Below are 14275 nucleotides of genomic sequence, written 5' to 3' on the forward strand. Positions count from 1 at the left end.
TCCGCGACGACATCCACGAAGCATTCCTCAGCCTGGCCTGCGGCATCATCTGCTGGCGTCGACTGGTCAACCTCTCACTTTGTTAGGAGTTCTTAGAACTCCTAACAGAGTGAAAGGTTGGCCCGCCGCTGGTCGGCGGAAGAGAACTTCCAAACCGCCAGGACACTGACTGGTGCCAGGCTCGTCAGCCCGGGCTGTGAGCGCGATGGGACGTGGGCGGTCGTCCAACGGTCTTTGCTTGCTGGCAGCTATCGGTCCAGCTTGCCTGCCCTGTCCCGCAGGTAGCGCTGTTCGGGGAGACTCGTGGTGCGCCGGGCCGCCAGCCGGTAGTTTGCTCGAGCGGCGGCATACTCTCCGGCCAGCTCCTGGAGGTGGGCGCGAACGGCGTAGAGGCGGTGGTGGCGGGCGATCCGGGAGTCGCTGTCCAGTGTTTCCAGCAGTTCGAGTCCGGCCCGGGGGCCGCGGGTCATAGCGACCGCGACGGCGTAATTGAGCGTGACCATCGGGTTCGGCGCGATCCGGCAGAGAATTCCGTACAGGATGCAGATCTGTTCCCAGTCGGTGTCCTCGGCCCGCGGTGCCTGGACGTGCAGCGCGGCGGTCGCCGCTTGAAGCTGGTAGGGGCCGAGGGAGGAAGCGGACATAGCGTCGGTGACCAGCGCGCTGCCCTCTTCGATCAGGGCGGCGTCCCACCGATTCCGGTCCTGCTCGGCCAGCGGTATGAGCGCACCGTCGGGGCCGGTGCGGGCCGAACGGCGGGCGTCGGTCAACAGCATCAGCGCCAGCAGCCCGGCGACTTCACCGTCGTTCGGCAGGGACCGGTGCAGCATGCGGGTGAGCCGGATCGCCTCTGTGGTGAGCTCGCCGCGGCGCAGGTCGGGTCCGGAACTGGCGGTGTAGCCCTCGTTGAAGATCAGGTAGAGCACGTGCAGGACAGCATCCAGCCGTTCGGCCCATTCCTGGGCGCTCGGCATCGCAAACGACGCTCCGGCGGCCCTTATCCGCTGCTTGGCACGGCTGATCCGCGGCGCCATGGTGGCCTCCGGCACGAGGAAGGCCCGCGCCACCTCGGCGGTGGTGAGTCCACCGACGGCACGTAGCGTGAGTGCAACCTGAGAGGCGGGCGTCAGCGCCGGATGGCAGCACAGGAACAGCAGCGCGAGCCCGTCGTCCTGATCGCCGAAGGTTTCCTCGCCGGGCGGCGGCAGGTTGGTGTCCGGCGTCTCCCGTACCGCCGCGGTGACCTCCCGGCGGCGGCGTGCCTGCTCGCTGCGTACCTGATCGACCAGGCGGCGGGCGGCGACTGTGACCAGCCAGGACCGCGGGTTTTCCGGGATGCCCTCGGCGGGCCACTGCGTCGCCGCGGCGAGCAACGCCTCCTGGACTGCGTCCTCGCACTCCTCGAACCCGCCGTAGCGACGCAGGAGCACGCCGAGGACCTGCGGCGCCAGTTCGCGCAGCAGGTCCTCGAGCCGTTCGGACGTGCTCACATCTCCATCCCGGCCGAGTCCATCAACGGTCGCACCTCCACGCCGCCGATCCGATCGCTCGATATCAGGGCGGCCAGTTCCAGAGCGTGCTCGCGGCTTTCGCAGTCGACCAAGTACTGGCCGGCGACATGATCCGGCGTCTGCAGATACGGACCGTCGGTCACCGTCACCGCGCCGTCCCGAACCCGGACCACGGCGCTGATGGACGGATCAGCGAACACGTGACCGCTGATCAGTTCCCCTGCCCGCCCGGCCGCGGCCAGGAACTGTTCATTGTCGAACCCTTCCCCCGGGAAGGCCTCGGCGCTCAGATAGAGATTCAGAAGGAACTTCACCGCGTGCTCAGCTGTCGGCCGTACCCGCGAAGACCACCGGCCGCAGCTCGATGCCGAGGCCCTCGACGCTGGCGTCCGGGATGAGCGCGGCCAGCTCCAGGGCACGTTCCCGGCTGTCGCATTCGACCAGGTAGTAGCCGCCGAGGTACTCCTTGGCTTCGAGGTAGGGCCCGTCCGTTACCGCCGGGACGCCGCCTCGGACCCTGACCACGGCGCTCTGCGACGGGTCGGCCAGCGCGGTGGTGCTGATCATCTCCCCGGACTTCGTGACTGTCTCCATGAACGCGCCGTGGCCGCGCATCACCTCGTTGCGCTCCTCCTCGGTCAGCGCATCCCAGATCTGTGGGTTGCTGTGCATGATCAACAAGAACTTCATGTCGTCTCCCTTCGATGGTCGGACAGCATCTCCTGATGTGCTGTTCACCTTCAAGTCGGAGCCGGTGGCGCATTCTTGCGATGCCGCACCGCAAAAATCTCCCTCCCGCTCCGACCCTCTCCCGAGGAACGCGTGACCTGGGCGTTCCGAACCCACTGCTATCACTGGAGTTTAGGAATGAACCTGCCACGCATCGGCGTCAACCTCCCGTACCTCGACCCGTACGCCGCCCCCGACGCCGTCGTCGCGGTGGCCCAGGCGACCGAACGACTCGGATTCCACGCCGTCTCCGCCAGCGACCGACTCCTGATCCCCACCGGACCGCACTGGAACAATGACGCGGGCCTGCCCGAGTCTCACGCCTGGGACTCACTGGAGATGCTGACCTGGGCGGCCGCGCACACCCAGCGGATCCGCGTGACCACAGGCATCCTGAACTCGATCTTCCAGCCACCGGTCATCCTGGCCCGCAGGCTGGCCACGCTCGACCGGCTGTCCGGGGGGCGGCTGGACGTCGGCGTCGGCCAAGGCGGCGGCACGCGGCTGCCACCGTTCTACATCCCCGAGGAGTTCATCGCGGCGGGAGTGCCGGTCAGCCGCAGAGGCACCGGATTCGTCGAACACATCGCTGCGATGCGGGCATGTTGGGCCCCCGACCCCGTCGAGTTCGATGGTGAGCGCTACCGGATCCCGCCGTCCATGGTCGGCCCGAAACCGTGCGCAGGCACCATCCCCGTGTTCATCGGCGCGATAACCCGCCACACCATCGAACGGACAGCCCGCATCGGGGACGGCTTCATCACCACCGCAGTCGACTGGGACGCCACCGGTGCGCACGTACGCTGGTACCGAGCGGCCGGCGGCACCGGCACCGTCGTGGTGAACGTGATCCCGGCCCGTCATCAACTCTCGCCCAGCGCCTTCACCAGCGCCGTGCTGAGCGAGCTGGACCGCGCCGCGGCCGTCGGCGCCGACGAAATGCATATCGCGCTCCAGCTCCTGTCGGTCAACCCGGACCAGCAGGTCGAGCTGCTGGAAGCGCTCGCGACCGAGCTTGACCTGCCAACACCGTAGAACCGATCCGATGGGTTCCCGCTACCGAGACCATCTCGGACACTCGTTGAGCCAAGTGTCCGAGATGGCGATCTCATGGTTCAGTCGGCTGGTGGTGCGGCGAATCGGATCTTCAAGCCTCCCAGAATGGTCCGGTCAGGCCCACCGAGCGGAAATACTCGGCGGCCTGCGACGGATGCCGTCGCACGTATCCGGGGTCGAGGCGCCCGGTGTACCACCCTGATGCCAGTCGCCACAGCTGCTGCACCGACATTGCGTAGCCTTCGGATGCGCGATGGTCGGTGAGCCAGCGTATCAGGCACCCGCGATCGCAGAAGATGCGCTGATGGCCACACGTGTGCAGCACGTCATCCCAGACCTGCTTCATCGGTACCAGGAAATGGGCGACCTGGTTTCCTTCGGGAGCTGTGTCGGTGCCGACCCGCCAGGCGTGCGGTTTCGCGCACGCGGGACACACGGTCGCCACCAACATCGGAGCCGCACCGGAGACGAGATGCGCGATCGCGAAGGAGTCCCATGAGCACCCGCCCCACCACAGCGCGGTCTGGCTCATGACCGAGAACCCGAAGTTTTCAGTCGCGAACGGGTGCGCCAGCACGATGCGTCCATCCCGCAGACCGAAGTGACGTTCCGCGCCGAGCTGTTCGATCACCCCGAAGAAGTCGTCTCGGGATAGGCGGTGGCGGGAAGCGATCACGTTGAGATCGGGCAAGTGGCCGGTATCGGCCAACGCGCGATAGATGTCGAGACGCACGGCCTCTGCGATGTCCGAGTCCACAGGGAATATCCTTACGCTGCAGTACGAGTCGATCTGTCTTGTTCTCTGCAGTCGGGTTGCTGCCAGCACAATGCGGCACGGCATACCGCTAGCCGCACGCCGGCTCGGATGAGCAGCCCGATCAAGTTCCAGCCACGCCAGGTGCTTCCAGCGTATGGAGCACCGCGGGGACACTCATCGGTGTTCGGACGATGAATATCCCCGCTGGTCGCTACCTATGTCCGTTCAGTTTGTCTCTGCGATGATCTCAGCCGTCGGGTTCCGAAAGTCGCAATGGTGCCTGGCAGTAGCCACACACCGCGCTGCCACCCGAGACAGACAGCAAAGCAATCGGCGCGCCGATCAGCTGGTTGCGAAAGAGAATGAAACATCAGCTGAAGAATTCCGTCAGCAACGGTTCGAGTCGGGCGGGCTTGTTGAGGATGTCGTGGTCTTCACCGGACAGCACTTCCCGGCGTGCTGTGGGGATCGCGGCGGCGAGAGCCTGGGCCCCAGTCTGGATCCACGGCCAGGTCTGGTCGCCGTTGACGACCAGCGCCGGGATGTTGATCGTGGAGTATCGGTCGGTTTGCAGTCGCAGCCGGGAGCCGCAGACCGCGACGTCGTACGGGAGGCTGTGGGCCTGCGCACGGAGGAATTCCCATGCCGGTGAGTTGCGCATCCCGGCGACCATCGGTGCCGGTACCCCGACCTGCTCGGTCAGGAACAGCTCGGCGGCGGCGTCGCGGTCGCCGGCCGCGATGTGGGCGACCAGCCGGTCGAACACGTCGGCGGGGGGCTCCGGGCGATTGCCGTCGACGACCGCAGGCATCTCGTACACCGCTACCTTGTCGATGGGCAGCCCGCGCAGCACGCCCTCCAGGGCCAGCGCGGCACCGGAGGAATGACCGAACACGCTCGCGGCGCCTCCCACGTGTTCGATTACCGTTGCCAGATCGTCTATTTCGCGCTCGACGGCGTAGTCACCGCTGAAGTCGGTACTACCCCCGCGGCCACGACGGTCGTATGTGACGGCGGTCAGACGCGGGGCCAGGATCGAGGCTAGCGCGGCGACTGTGGAGCGATCGTTGAATGCGCCGCCGATCAGGATCACCGGCGCGCCGGTACCTGTCGTTTCGACGGCGATCGCGCTGCCGTCGGAGGAGGTGAGAGTGGTCAGAGCCGAGTTGGTCATGGAGTCGTTGCCTTTCGGTCGGTCAGAGGTCAGCCGGCGGTGGGGAATCGGAAGCCGAGGTGGGTGATGGCGGGTGAATCGACGACGCGGAACCGGTCCAGTTCCACCATGCTGTCGGGCAGTTGGTCGAACAGCCGGGTGCCCTGCCCGAGCAGGACCGGTGCGATGTGCACGTGCATTTCGTTCACCAGTCGCTGGGCGATCGCTTGTTGCACGATCGCGGCGCCGCCGCTGATGTGCACGTGCTGATCACCGCACATGGTCTTCGCACGCTCGATCGCCGCCTTCAGGCCGTCGGTGACGAAATGGAAGGTAGTGCCGCCCTTGCGAACCAGTGGCTCGCGCTCGCGATGGGTCACTACGAACACCGGTGCGCGGAACGGCGGAGACTCGCCCCACGGCTCCTCGCCCGAGTCGAACATGCGCCGGCCCATCACATAGGCGCCCGCCTGCTCGAACATCTCCGCCAGCAGCGCGTCGTCGGCATCCTGCAGACCGCCGTCGAAACCCGCGCGTTCGCGCCACACGAGATGCTCGACGACCCATTCGGTGATCCGGAAGAACCCCTTGTCAAGGTAGGGCGGCTGCTGTGCGGCGAGCCCACAAATGAAGCCGTCCAGCGAAATCGTTATGTCGGTGCGCACGTTCGGCACATCGTCTCCTCGATGCGTTGGTGTCTTTCGCGTACTAGTCGAATCCGGTTTGCGAACTCTTGACATCGGGATCGACCCAGCATCGAAATGTGACCCACATAACTATTGGTCGTGGTGGGAGCCACCGTAGGAGTGTCGTGACGCCACCAACGTCGCGGGTGATGTTCGCCGTCCGTGTTGGTGGTGCCGGCCTGAGTGCCGTTCTGGCGCGTTCCCGCATCGCCGTGGTCACCGGCGTGTGCTCGCCATGCTGACGGCTGATTCGTCGACCTTCTCAACTTTCGTATCAGCAGTACTGTCGACGTCCCGAATCGCAGCGCAGCGAACGCTGGTGGCGGCGCTACATCTGGCGCCGAAGTCAGCGAATCGCTCCCCAGGGAAGCATGGCGTGGGCGCCGACCACGCCGTTCACGATCTGAGTCACTCGGATATCGACTGCCACACTCGCCAGTAGGATTGCGTCCGGCCGAGAAATCCTGTGCAGTCGGCAAATCAGCGCGAACATCGAATCGAGCGCCTGAAAGGTTGCTTCGTCCAGGGTGTCTCCCAGACCCAAGGTCACCCATCCAGACGGTGTGAGCGCCACCGGTCCGTCGAGTTTCCAGCCGTGGTGTAGGTCCAGGGTGAGGTCGACCTGGGTCATCGGGCACTCGATCGCGGTGCCGCTGATCTCTCCATCGCCTTGTGCCGCGTGACCATCACCGACCGAGAGAAGGGCTCCTTCCACCGACACAGGCAGGAAGAGCGTGCTTCCCGCCACAAGTTCTTTACAGTCGAGGTTTCCGCCGTGCCACCGGGGCGGGAACGTGGGATGCGGCCCTTCTTCGGGCGGTGGCATGCCCATCACCCCGAGAAACGGGCGGAGCCCGACAGTATGCCCGTGTTGGTTGCGCCCGGTCATCGTCGCGGTGTCCAGTTGCCAGGCATGCACAGCCCCGGGGTCGGCGATGCCGTATCGCGAGTTGAGCTCACTCTGGGGTGTCGCCGAGGTGCCCCAGGAATCGGGAACCAACGATCCCACGTGGATGCTGAGGACCAACCCTGGTCGCGCGCCGCGAACCGCGATCGGACCGATGAGAGCATGGCCATAACCGTCGCGATGCTGTGGCACTCTGGGCCGCTCGGCTATCGGGCCGTTGATGTAAGGACCGCTGGACCACCAGGCGTCGAGTGTTCGCAGTCGCACCGAATCGCCGGGGTCGACAGTGAGCACCGGAGGTAGATCGCTGGAAAAGAAGCCGTGCAGGGTCTCGTCGCCGGGTTCGAGAAAGAACGTGTTCGCCATGGTGTTGTCTACTGCCGGTCCTGATTCCTCGTTGGAATTCGGCCCCTGCCTGGGCCGGTCACCCGATGTGCGATGGCGTAAATGAGGGCGGCAAGCCCGAGCGCCACGAAAACGCCCAGGTTGCTGGCGCCGAGACTGCCATGGCGGGCAGCCGGGGTGAATAGGTAGCCCAGCAGGGGGCCGATATGCGGATCTTCCGAGACCACCAGACCCAGCCCGAGGGCGGTGGCCACGACCATGGTGCCCACGCCGACCACATTGATCCGACCGTAGGCACCTGCCGAGCTGTACAGGGCAACCCGGTCGTAGCCATGACCGCGGCGCTGCCAAAGGTCGACCAGGAAGATCCCCGTCCATGCGGCCATCGGCACACCGATGACCGTCAGGAATGCCTGAAACGGGGCAAAGAAGCCGGGCGCCACGAACGCCACGTAGCCACCCGCAACTGTCACCAGGCCGGCATCGATCAACACCGCAGCCCGGCGAGGAAGCCGAATGCCCATCGTCAGCAGAACCAGCCCGGAGGAGTACAGGTCCATGATCGACGCGGACACGAATGAAAGGACGGCGAAGGTGACGTAGGGAACGAGGAACCACGTCGGTAGATGCGCGGCGAGTGCGCCGACCGGGTTGGTGACCGCCGCGTCGGCGACCGCCGGGTCACCCGCGGCCAGTAGGATCCCGAACATCAACAACACGACGGGCGGAGCGCTGCCGCCGAATGCGGTCCAGCCAACCACCCCACGTCGGCTCGCCGCCCGCGGGAGATATCGCGAATAGTCGGCAGCACAGTTGACCCAACCCAGACCGAACAGCGTCGCGGTGAATGCAACACTTCCGGCGAAAGCGCCCCAGCTGAAGTGGCCTATCGCCGAGAACGAGATCCGCGGCAGCGTCAACACCAGATACACCCCGGTGAGAGCGGTGAACACCAAGGTCAGCCATTTCTGCACTCGTAAGATCACATGCAAGCCATAGGCGCCGACCACCGTTGAGCCAACGATCACCGTCACAAAGGTGACAACCATGATCGGTGTCGGGTTCACGTCGGGGTTCAGGCGCAGCGCCACTGTCTTCGCGGCCAGAGCGGACAGGACAGCTCCCACGGTCTCCCACCCGACCAACGCCAGATAGCTGAGCACAGCCGGAACCTTGTTGCCGTGATATCCGAACGCCGCGCGGCTGGTGACCATGGTCGGGGCCCCGCCCTGTTGTCCGGCCAGGGATGCCAAGCCGACCAGCAGGAACGACAACACCACGCCGATCGCTGCAGCAACGGTCGCCGACAGCCAGCCCAAACCGAGCGCCGCCACGTACATGCCGAAAGTCACGATGATCACGTTGATGTTGGGAGCGGCCCATGGCCAAAACAATCCCCGTGGACTGCCGCGACGCTCATCGTCGGCGACCCACTCGAGTCCCCTGCTCTCTACTTCCCACGCCGGGTGCTCGGTGCGGTCGCCTTCCTGTACAGCTGACGATGCACCACCGGGCTTCACCTTCACTCCAAACACCTATTTAATGTACCGCTTATCAACGGCACATTAAATAGGTGAGATGATGGTGACGATCTGTTGCGTTTGGCCGGGTCGCTGAAGTTCGGGCATGCTACTGCGTCGCTGCTGGTGGGCAAGCTGTCGGCGCCGGGTCGGCAGAATGCTCTGGCGGCGGCGTTGAAGGAGTACGGTGCCATGCGCCGTACTCTCTACGCCTGCCGGTATCTGGGGTTCCGGACTCGCGCGAAAAACAACGGATATGACTCAAGCCGTTGGTAGAGCATCGATTTGGTGGGTGATTAGGGCGTTCTGCCTGGTTGATCGTCTCGTTCGAGGTGGCGGTAGACGGTCTTACGGGAGACGCCGAAGGTCTCAGCGATCTGGGCGAGACCCGCCCCACGATCTATCGGCACCTCTAACGAGGCGACTCCGTAGCCTCGCCTCAACGACTACCTGCGGCTACGCCCATATCCGTTGTATTTTCACCAGTCCGGGACCCCGAGACGTGCCGACGCTCGAGACGAGTCGTCGGCACGCCGACCAGTTGCTCTTCGGTGGTCCCGTCGACCGCTCGCGAAGTTACCGGGCTGGCTCAGGCAGGGATGCCGGTGTATAGGTCGAAGCTGCCGTCGGGCTGCTGCTCGCAGACGTAGTGGGTGCCGCCGGTGCTGGGGTCCTGGCCGTCGGCCTCGCATGCGGCCTGGGTGGCGTAGTTGCCGATGTAGTCACCGCCGGGGTTGGCCTGGGCGACACCGATTCCGAGGGTGGCAGCGGCGCCGAGGGTGAGCAGGCCGGAGACAACGGCGGTGGCAATCTTGATCATGGGCTCCCTTGCTGTGAGGACCCCGAGGGGCTGTGAGGACTCGGCGGGCCCGAGTTCGACAACAGTAGAGCAGGCCGGCCTCGGCAGCCCAGCCGAGTGCTACCAGCCCGAACTCGCCCCTGAGAAGGTGAAAACCACTCCGTAGCAGCGCATCACGACGAAGGCGTTGGACAACTCATCGGCCATGGCCGGGCATCATGCGCTACAGCCGATTTCGACCCACCGAAACGAATCACACGACATGAGAAACAGTGTCGTTTGGCCTGGAACCCACCTCGGCGAGATCCCCAGGAGTATCCGGTCCTACACCGCGATGTCGGGCAACGGCCGCGATTACTACCGGGACCCCCTGCCGGGGGCATCGGTCAACCGGCTATCGGCTCTGATAGAGAAGCCCCCGCATAGCGTTCTTCCCATGACGTGGTGCGGCAGCTCGACCTCGTCATCGGCGGAGGCAGCTTGGCGGTGCGCGGGCCGACAGTAGCGACGGACTCCGGCCCGATCGCTCGGCAGCCGGGCACCGCACCAACGGCAGGTCGTGGGCATACCGTCACCCCTAACCGGACGATACGCTCGCTATAGCGTGACGTCAGTTCTTGAGTTTGGACCACCGCTCATGTGCGGATTGGCGGGTCATGCCGGCGGCCTTGCCGATCGCGTCCCAGGACGCGCCCTGCGCGCGTGCCTCACGCACGGCCTCGGTGAGCCGGGCCTGCGCCTGCGCGGCGGCGGTGGCGGTCAGTTCCACCGCGTAGGTGCCCGGGGTCGGCGCGATGTGCTGCTCCCAATCGACCATGATCAGGTCCTCGAGCTCGCTGGCAAGCATGCTGTCGGGCGAGTAGACGCGCCGCTGCGCGAGATCCTGCTCCGCCGCACTGGCCACCCGGTCCAGATCGGGCCTCGCCAGCATTGCTTCCCGCTGGACGAGTCGAGGTCCGAGCAGATCGCGCGCCACGCGACGACCTCGCCGTCGGTGCGGTGCTGCCAGTCGTCGTAGTCGAGTGATGTCCCATCTGCCGCTATGGTGGCGATCAGCCCGTCCGACCACGATGCGCCCGACGCACCGTCCGCGAACACGAACGCGACGTAGCCCTCGTGCCGTCCATCCTCGGTCTGTCGTGCCATGACCCCTCCCGTGCTGTAAGGACTTCCTGACAATCATACCCCTATATGTCAGGAAGTCCTTACAGATATCGGCGAATCCAGCACCAGAGTTCGTGTTCGGAAAACGCAGGATCTCCAATCCACAATCGACGCGTACGGATTGACCCCCGTCTTCGCCTGTCTCTCAGGCACTCAACCGGATCCCAGTCATGGACCCGCCCGGCCTCCGAGGGATCGACCGGGCGGGGTTAGCTGGTCACCGGAGCAGGGGGTGACCAGCTAACCATCGTAGGTATCTCCACCTCGACCAGGACTGCCACCACGCCGATGTACCCATGCCTCACTGTTCGGAAAACATCGTGGGCCGAACGCGTACGCGGCAGGTCGCGGTACGCGGGCCCTCGCGGACCGGCTGGGTATGGAGTGGGGTTGTCACGACCCCGCCGCCGCGTATCACCGGGTCGAAACCGGGCAGAACCGGAAGAGTACGAACCGTGGATCCGCTGCCGAAATACCGTCACCGGAGGCTTACTGGATACGTAGCGGTTGCCGCAGCAAGATCGACATCCGTTGCAAGGCAATCCTTTTCATTCTATTTCGGATTGGAGTCCGACCATGGCGCCTGTTCTCACCTCCCTGACACCCTCTTCCGGCCCCGCGACGACTTTCAGCTCTGTGGTGATCGCCGGCTCCGGGTTCGCCAATGTCGGTCCTTTGACCGTGCGGTTCGGTACCAAGGCAACGACATTCACCATCGACTCCAACACCCAGATCACGGCCATCTCCCCGACGGGAACGGGCACGGTGAACGTCACCGTCACCGTGGAGCTCGACGGCACCAGCAACGCATTGCCCTTCACCTATGTCTGACGGCCCAATCGCGCTGCGGCCGCAGGTAACCCACTCCGCCGGCACGATATGACCGGCATTACTCTTGTCGTAGGTCAGCGAACACCCCTCCCCCGGCTTCGCTGACCTTGTCATGTGCGGTGCCGTCAGGGGCTCTCCTGACGGCACTGTCCCGCAGCCCGCGACGCTCGGCGGCCGCATCTACGCCGAGATTCTCCTGTTCCGGTCACCACGTCCACCGCTGGTGTTGAGAATCGATCGATCCGCGGCACCTCCGGTGTCAGGACATGAATCGGCAGGTTGAGGGCCGAGTCTGGGTGTCGAGAAACGTGTGGCGCGGGCGTGCGCCGCGTTCGGCGGTGCTCTACCGACATCAGGGCATGCTCGAACTCGGCTATCGCGCCGAGGATTTGGAAGAACATGCCGCCGACGGCGGTCAAGGTATCGATGCCCTGGCTGTACGCCTGCTGGGGTTGAGGTATCCCCGGCGGGCAAATCCGGTGGCAACGGTTCCCGCTCGCCGATAGTGTCGCTCGCTGTGCGGTTCAGATGGTTGTTGCTGTCCACGCTTCTCGCGGCGGCTACGCTGTCGTTCCTCGTCTCGCTATACCTCGCGACCGACGGTCCCGAGCAGGGATGCGACACAGGTACCGCCTACATCCCGCCGTGCGATTTCTGGGGCCGGCTGGTGTGGTGGGCGCCGGGCGTCGTGCTGTGGGGAACCCCGGTCTTGTGGGTTCTCCTCGGATTCACCGTGGCGATCGTCCGCGACCAGTTGTCCCGCTGCGCCAGCAAAGTGAAGAGCTGAACCATCAATTCACCCTGGCAGCGACAGTTTTCGCCACGGCTGAAGCCGGGATAGCCGTGGTTCACTGCCCGTGAACCAGCCCTGGCGATCCAGCCGTGGCACCAAGGCTCAGGGTTCGTCCAGGTCGACGATCGCGGCCGTTGCGCGATGTCGGACAACGATGATCGTGAGTGCGCCCCCGGGACGTGGCCCCGCCCGGCCTGCGGACGGAAGGCAGAACCGGGCGGGTGTGACGTATCTCCACAGCGGGTACCCGACCATGGCCGTGGCCATTGCCGGATCACCGCTGATCATCGTAGGTGCGCGACCGTGCACCGGTCCCCCGCCACGCCGCGACACAAACCTCCCACCGCTACAGCCACAGCTCCACAGCGCGGGCCGGATGGCACGCGGGCCGGCCCCGGACCCGGCATCGGTGCGGGCCGGACATCGCTAGCCCGTGAACGGGTTGCCGCGCTCGATGAGCCGCTTGTACAGGGTGTGCTGGATCGTTTCGCGGACCTGGTCGGCGATCTCGAACATGGTCATCGGATCGTCGGCGGCTTGGGGCCCGTAGGTGGCGGTGGGGATGGGCTCACCGAACTCGATGTGCCACTTCGTCGGCAGCGGGACAGCGCCGAGCACACCCAGGTGCGGGAACAGCGGTGTCACCGGGAAGTACGGCAGGCCGAGCAGCCGCGCCAGCCCGGTTAGGTCGCCAAGTTTGGGATAGATCTCTTCCGAGCCGACGATCGAGCACGGAATGAGCGGCACACCGGTCTTCAGCGCCACCGAGGCGAAGCCGCCGCGCCCGAACCGCTGTAGCTTGTACCGCGCGCGGTAGGGCTTGCCGACGCCCTTGAAGCCCTCGGGGAACACTCCTGCCAGCTCGCCTGTGCGCAACAGCGCCTCGGCGCCGGCGGGGCAGGCCCGCGTGTGCCCGGCCCGGCGTGCCAGCCCGGCCACGATCGGCAACTCGAAGACCAGATCGGCGGCCAGCAGCCGCAGTGCCCGATGCCCGGGATGGCGATCATGCACGGCCACCTGCAGCATCAGCCCGTCCAACGGCACCACCCCGGCGTGGTTGGCCACGACCAGAGCGCCCCCGGTGTCGGGGAGATTGTCGATGCCGCTGACCTGCACCCGGAACCACAACTGCGACAGCGGCCGCAACACCGGCAGGATCAGCGACTCCAGCAACTGCTCATCGAGCCCGAACTCGTCGAGCTGGTAATCCCCGGTCAGGCGGCGACGCGCGAAACCGGCAGACCCCCGCACACCCGCGGCGAGATGGCCTAGCACCCGATCACCGAGGGTTCCGCTACGACCGCGGCGACGCCGAATTTCCCGACACTCATGATGAACCACCGTTCGATTCGTTGTTCGCAAACTGCAATCGTGGAGTGTGGAGCACAGAAACGGGGCTGTTCATTGGTGGTCCTCCGCTCGACGGGATCCCCCGCCCCTTCGGATGTGACCGTCTCGCGAAGAAACGAAGCTGTTCAAGCCCCGTCTCGACAACCCATGTCCTTGACGCGCTGACGGAAACCCGAACATATCCCCACCCGATCCCCGGGGGCCAGGACTGCGTGACGGATGTGGCGAAACTTCACATTTGCTGGGGTTTTCGCCTCCGTGCCGCCACTGATTTACCCAGCAGACATCACCGATTCACGCGATGGTTACGCGAGGTGGAGTAGTTCGTCATTACTGGGCGAAGGCCAAGCAATGGTGTTCACTCCGCCCGACCGAATCACGACACTGAACGTCTCCACCAACGCCCGTTACATTCTCTCCCGGTTCATCTCGTCAACGCACTACCTCCGCTTCACTCGGCCGTGACGCCGGTGTCCGATGGTCGTGCACGAAACCCCGGATCGGGACTCACCCGTGGACCGCAGCGGCTGTGAGCGGGTAGCCAGAAATGCTCATAGTCGGCGAGCCTGTCGCGGGGGGTGTCGGCTGCCACGGGGAAGGGACCACTTCGGAGTGGTTTTTGCCAGGGGCATGGGACCACCCTGTTTGCCACTGATGGGACCACCTGACTAGCG

Annotated in this window: 16 protein-coding genes and 1 pseudogene; 5 read left to right on the top strand and 12 right to left on the bottom strand. The window is 65.3% G+C overall.

Features of this window, described 5'->3' with window-relative positions; all coding sequences use genetic code 11:
• Window positions 1–248: 248 nt before the first annotated feature.
• From ACIRRA_RS44065 to ACIRRA_RS44075, 3 genes are read right to left on the bottom strand one after another with little or no spacing between them, the layout of a single operon-like run.
• Window positions 249–1490 carry an RNA polymerase sigma factor gene (locus ACIRRA_RS44065; RefSeq protein WP_402781481.1) on the bottom strand — a complete coding sequence of 414 codons (1242 nt, stop codon included), beginning with the start codon at window positions 1488–1490 and terminating at the stop codon, window positions 249–251.
• Complete coding sequence (locus ACIRRA_RS44070) at window positions 1487–1825, bottom strand: YciI family protein (protein WP_402781484.1); 339 nt, start codon at window positions 1823–1825, stop codon at window positions 1487–1489. The genes ACIRRA_RS44065 and ACIRRA_RS44070 overlap by 4 nt, the downstream gene beginning before the upstream one ends.
• A 7-nt stretch (window positions 1826–1832) precedes the next feature.
• Window positions 1833–2201, bottom strand: coding sequence for a YciI family protein (locus tag ACIRRA_RS44075; RefSeq protein WP_402781487.1), 369 nt, complete (start codon window positions 2199–2201; stop codon window positions 1833–1835).
• 177 nt (window positions 2202–2378) lie between these two features.
• Between ACIRRA_RS44075 and ACIRRA_RS44080 the strand changes: the two genes are divergently transcribed.
• Window positions 2379–3275, top strand: a complete 897-nt coding sequence (locus ACIRRA_RS44080) for a TIGR03619 family F420-dependent LLM class oxidoreductase (RefSeq protein WP_402781490.1) — start codon at window positions 2379–2381, stop codon at window positions 3273–3275.
• A gap of 112 nt (window positions 3276–3387) precedes the next feature.
• Here the strand turns inward: ACIRRA_RS44080 and merB are convergent, their stop codons facing one another.
• From merB to ACIRRA_RS44105, 5 genes are all read right to left on the bottom strand, one after another.
• Window positions 3388–4122 carry an organomercurial lyase gene (merB, locus tag ACIRRA_RS44085; protein WP_402781493.1) on the bottom strand — a complete coding sequence of 245 codons (735 nt, stop codon included), beginning with the start codon at window positions 4120–4122 and terminating at the stop codon, window positions 3388–3390.
• A gap of 301 nt (window positions 4123–4423) precedes the next feature.
• Window positions 4424–5227 (bottom strand): alpha/beta fold hydrolase, encoded by an 804-nt coding sequence (locus tag ACIRRA_RS44090; RefSeq protein WP_402781496.1) that lies wholly within the window; start codon window positions 5225–5227, stop codon window positions 4424–4426.
• Window positions 5228–5256: 29 nt separating this feature from the next.
• Entirely contained in the window at window positions 5257–5880 is a 624-nt protein-coding gene (locus tag ACIRRA_RS44095) for a dihydrofolate reductase family protein (protein WP_402781499.1), read from the bottom strand.
• A gap of 358 nt (window positions 5881–6238) precedes the next feature.
• A complete protein-coding gene (locus ACIRRA_RS44100) occupies window positions 6239–7165 on the bottom strand; it encodes an acetamidase/formamidase family protein (protein WP_402781502.1) in 927 nt (308 codons plus the stop codon).
• 8 nt (window positions 7166–7173) lie between these two features.
• Complete coding sequence (locus tag ACIRRA_RS44105) at window positions 7174–8670, bottom strand: purine-cytosine permease family protein (protein WP_402781505.1); 1497 nt, start codon at window positions 8668–8670, stop codon at window positions 7174–7176.
• Between the two features lie 60 nt (window positions 8671–8730).
• Between ACIRRA_RS44105 and ACIRRA_RS44110 the strand changes: the two are divergent.
• Window positions 8731–8889: pseudogene (locus ACIRRA_RS44110) on the top strand (Tn3 family transposase); the annotation flags it as partial.
• A gap of 71 nt (window positions 8890–8960) precedes the next feature.
• Here the strand turns inward: ACIRRA_RS44110 and ACIRRA_RS44115 are convergent.
• The 3 genes from ACIRRA_RS44115 to ACIRRA_RS44125 form a co-directional block, all read right to left on the bottom strand.
• On the bottom strand, window positions 8961–9074 hold the full coding sequence (locus ACIRRA_RS44115) for a helix-turn-helix domain-containing protein (RefSeq protein ID WP_402781508.1): 114 nt from the start codon (window positions 9072–9074) through the stop codon (window positions 8961–8963).
• 179 nt (window positions 9075–9253) lie between these two features.
• Entirely contained in the window at window positions 9254–9484 is a 231-nt protein-coding gene (locus ACIRRA_RS44120) for a hypothetical protein (protein ID WP_402781511.1), read from the bottom strand.
• 589 nt (window positions 9485–10073) lie between these two features.
• Window positions 10074–10439, bottom strand: coding sequence for a hypothetical protein (locus ACIRRA_RS44125; protein ID WP_402781514.1), 366 nt, complete (start codon window positions 10437–10439; stop codon window positions 10074–10076).
• A 764-nt stretch (window positions 10440–11203) separates the two neighbouring features.
• Between ACIRRA_RS44125 and ACIRRA_RS44130 the strand changes: the two genes are divergently transcribed.
• The 3 genes from ACIRRA_RS44130 to ACIRRA_RS44140 all read left to right on the top strand — a co-directional run bounded on the left by ACIRRA_RS44130 (window position 11204) and on the right by ACIRRA_RS44140 (window position 12245).
• Window positions 11204–11458 (top strand): IPT/TIG domain-containing protein, encoded by a 255-nt coding sequence (locus tag ACIRRA_RS44130; protein WP_402781517.1) that lies wholly within the window; start codon window positions 11204–11206, stop codon window positions 11456–11458.
• A gap of 266 nt (window positions 11459–11724) precedes the next feature.
• Window positions 11725–11964, top strand: a complete 240-nt coding sequence (locus ACIRRA_RS44135; RefSeq protein ID WP_402781520.1) for a hypothetical protein — start codon at window positions 11725–11727, stop codon at window positions 11962–11964.
• A gap of 11 nt (window positions 11965–11975) precedes the next feature.
• Entirely contained in the window at window positions 11976–12245 is a 270-nt protein-coding gene (locus ACIRRA_RS44140) for a hypothetical protein (RefSeq protein ID WP_402781523.1), read from the top strand.
• A gap of 432 nt (window positions 12246–12677) precedes the next feature.
• Here the strand turns inward: ACIRRA_RS44140 and ACIRRA_RS44145 are convergent, their stop codons facing one another.
• Complete coding sequence (locus tag ACIRRA_RS44145) at window positions 12678–13640, bottom strand: lysophospholipid acyltransferase family protein (RefSeq protein ID WP_402781526.1); 963 nt, start codon at window positions 13638–13640, stop codon at window positions 12678–12680.
• Window positions 13641–14275 lie beyond the last annotated feature (635 nt).

Origin of the sequence: Nocardia sp. NPDC101769 (genome assembly GCF_044766925.1) — a bacterium.
In the GTDB taxonomy this organism is placed as follows: Bacteria; Actinomycetota; Actinomycetes; order Mycobacteriales; family Mycobacteriaceae; genus Nocardia.

What these genes read in the sequence shown, in the direction of transcription:
- ACIRRA_RS44075 (WP_402781487.1), bottom strand. Translation starts at nt 2,201, where the DNA reads ATGAAGTTCTTGTTGATCATGCACAGCAACCCACAGATCTGGGATGCG.
- ACIRRA_RS44080 (WP_402781490.1), top strand. Translation starts at nt 2,379, where the DNA reads ATGAACCTGCCACGCATCGGCGTCAACCTCCCGTACCTCGACCCGTAC.
- ACIRRA_RS44090 (WP_402781496.1), bottom strand. Translation starts at nt 5,227, where the DNA reads ATGACCAACTCGGCTCTGACCACTCTCACCTCCTCCGACGGCAGCGCG.
- ACIRRA_RS44100 (WP_402781502.1), bottom strand. Translation starts at nt 7,165, where the DNA reads ATGGCGAACACGTTCTTTCTCGAACCCGGCGACGAGACCCTGCACGGC.
- ACIRRA_RS44120 (WP_402781511.1), bottom strand. Translation starts at nt 9,484, where the DNA reads ATGATCAAGATTGCCACCGCCGTTGTCTCCGGCCTGCTCACCCTCGGC.
- ACIRRA_RS44130 (WP_402781517.1), top strand. Translation starts at nt 11,204, where the DNA reads ATGGCGCCTGTTCTCACCTCCCTGACACCCTCTTCCGGCCCCGCGACG.
- ACIRRA_RS44135 (WP_402781520.1), top strand. Translation starts at nt 11,725, where the DNA reads ATGAATCGGCAGGTTGAGGGCCGAGTCTGGGTGTCGAGAAACGTGTGG.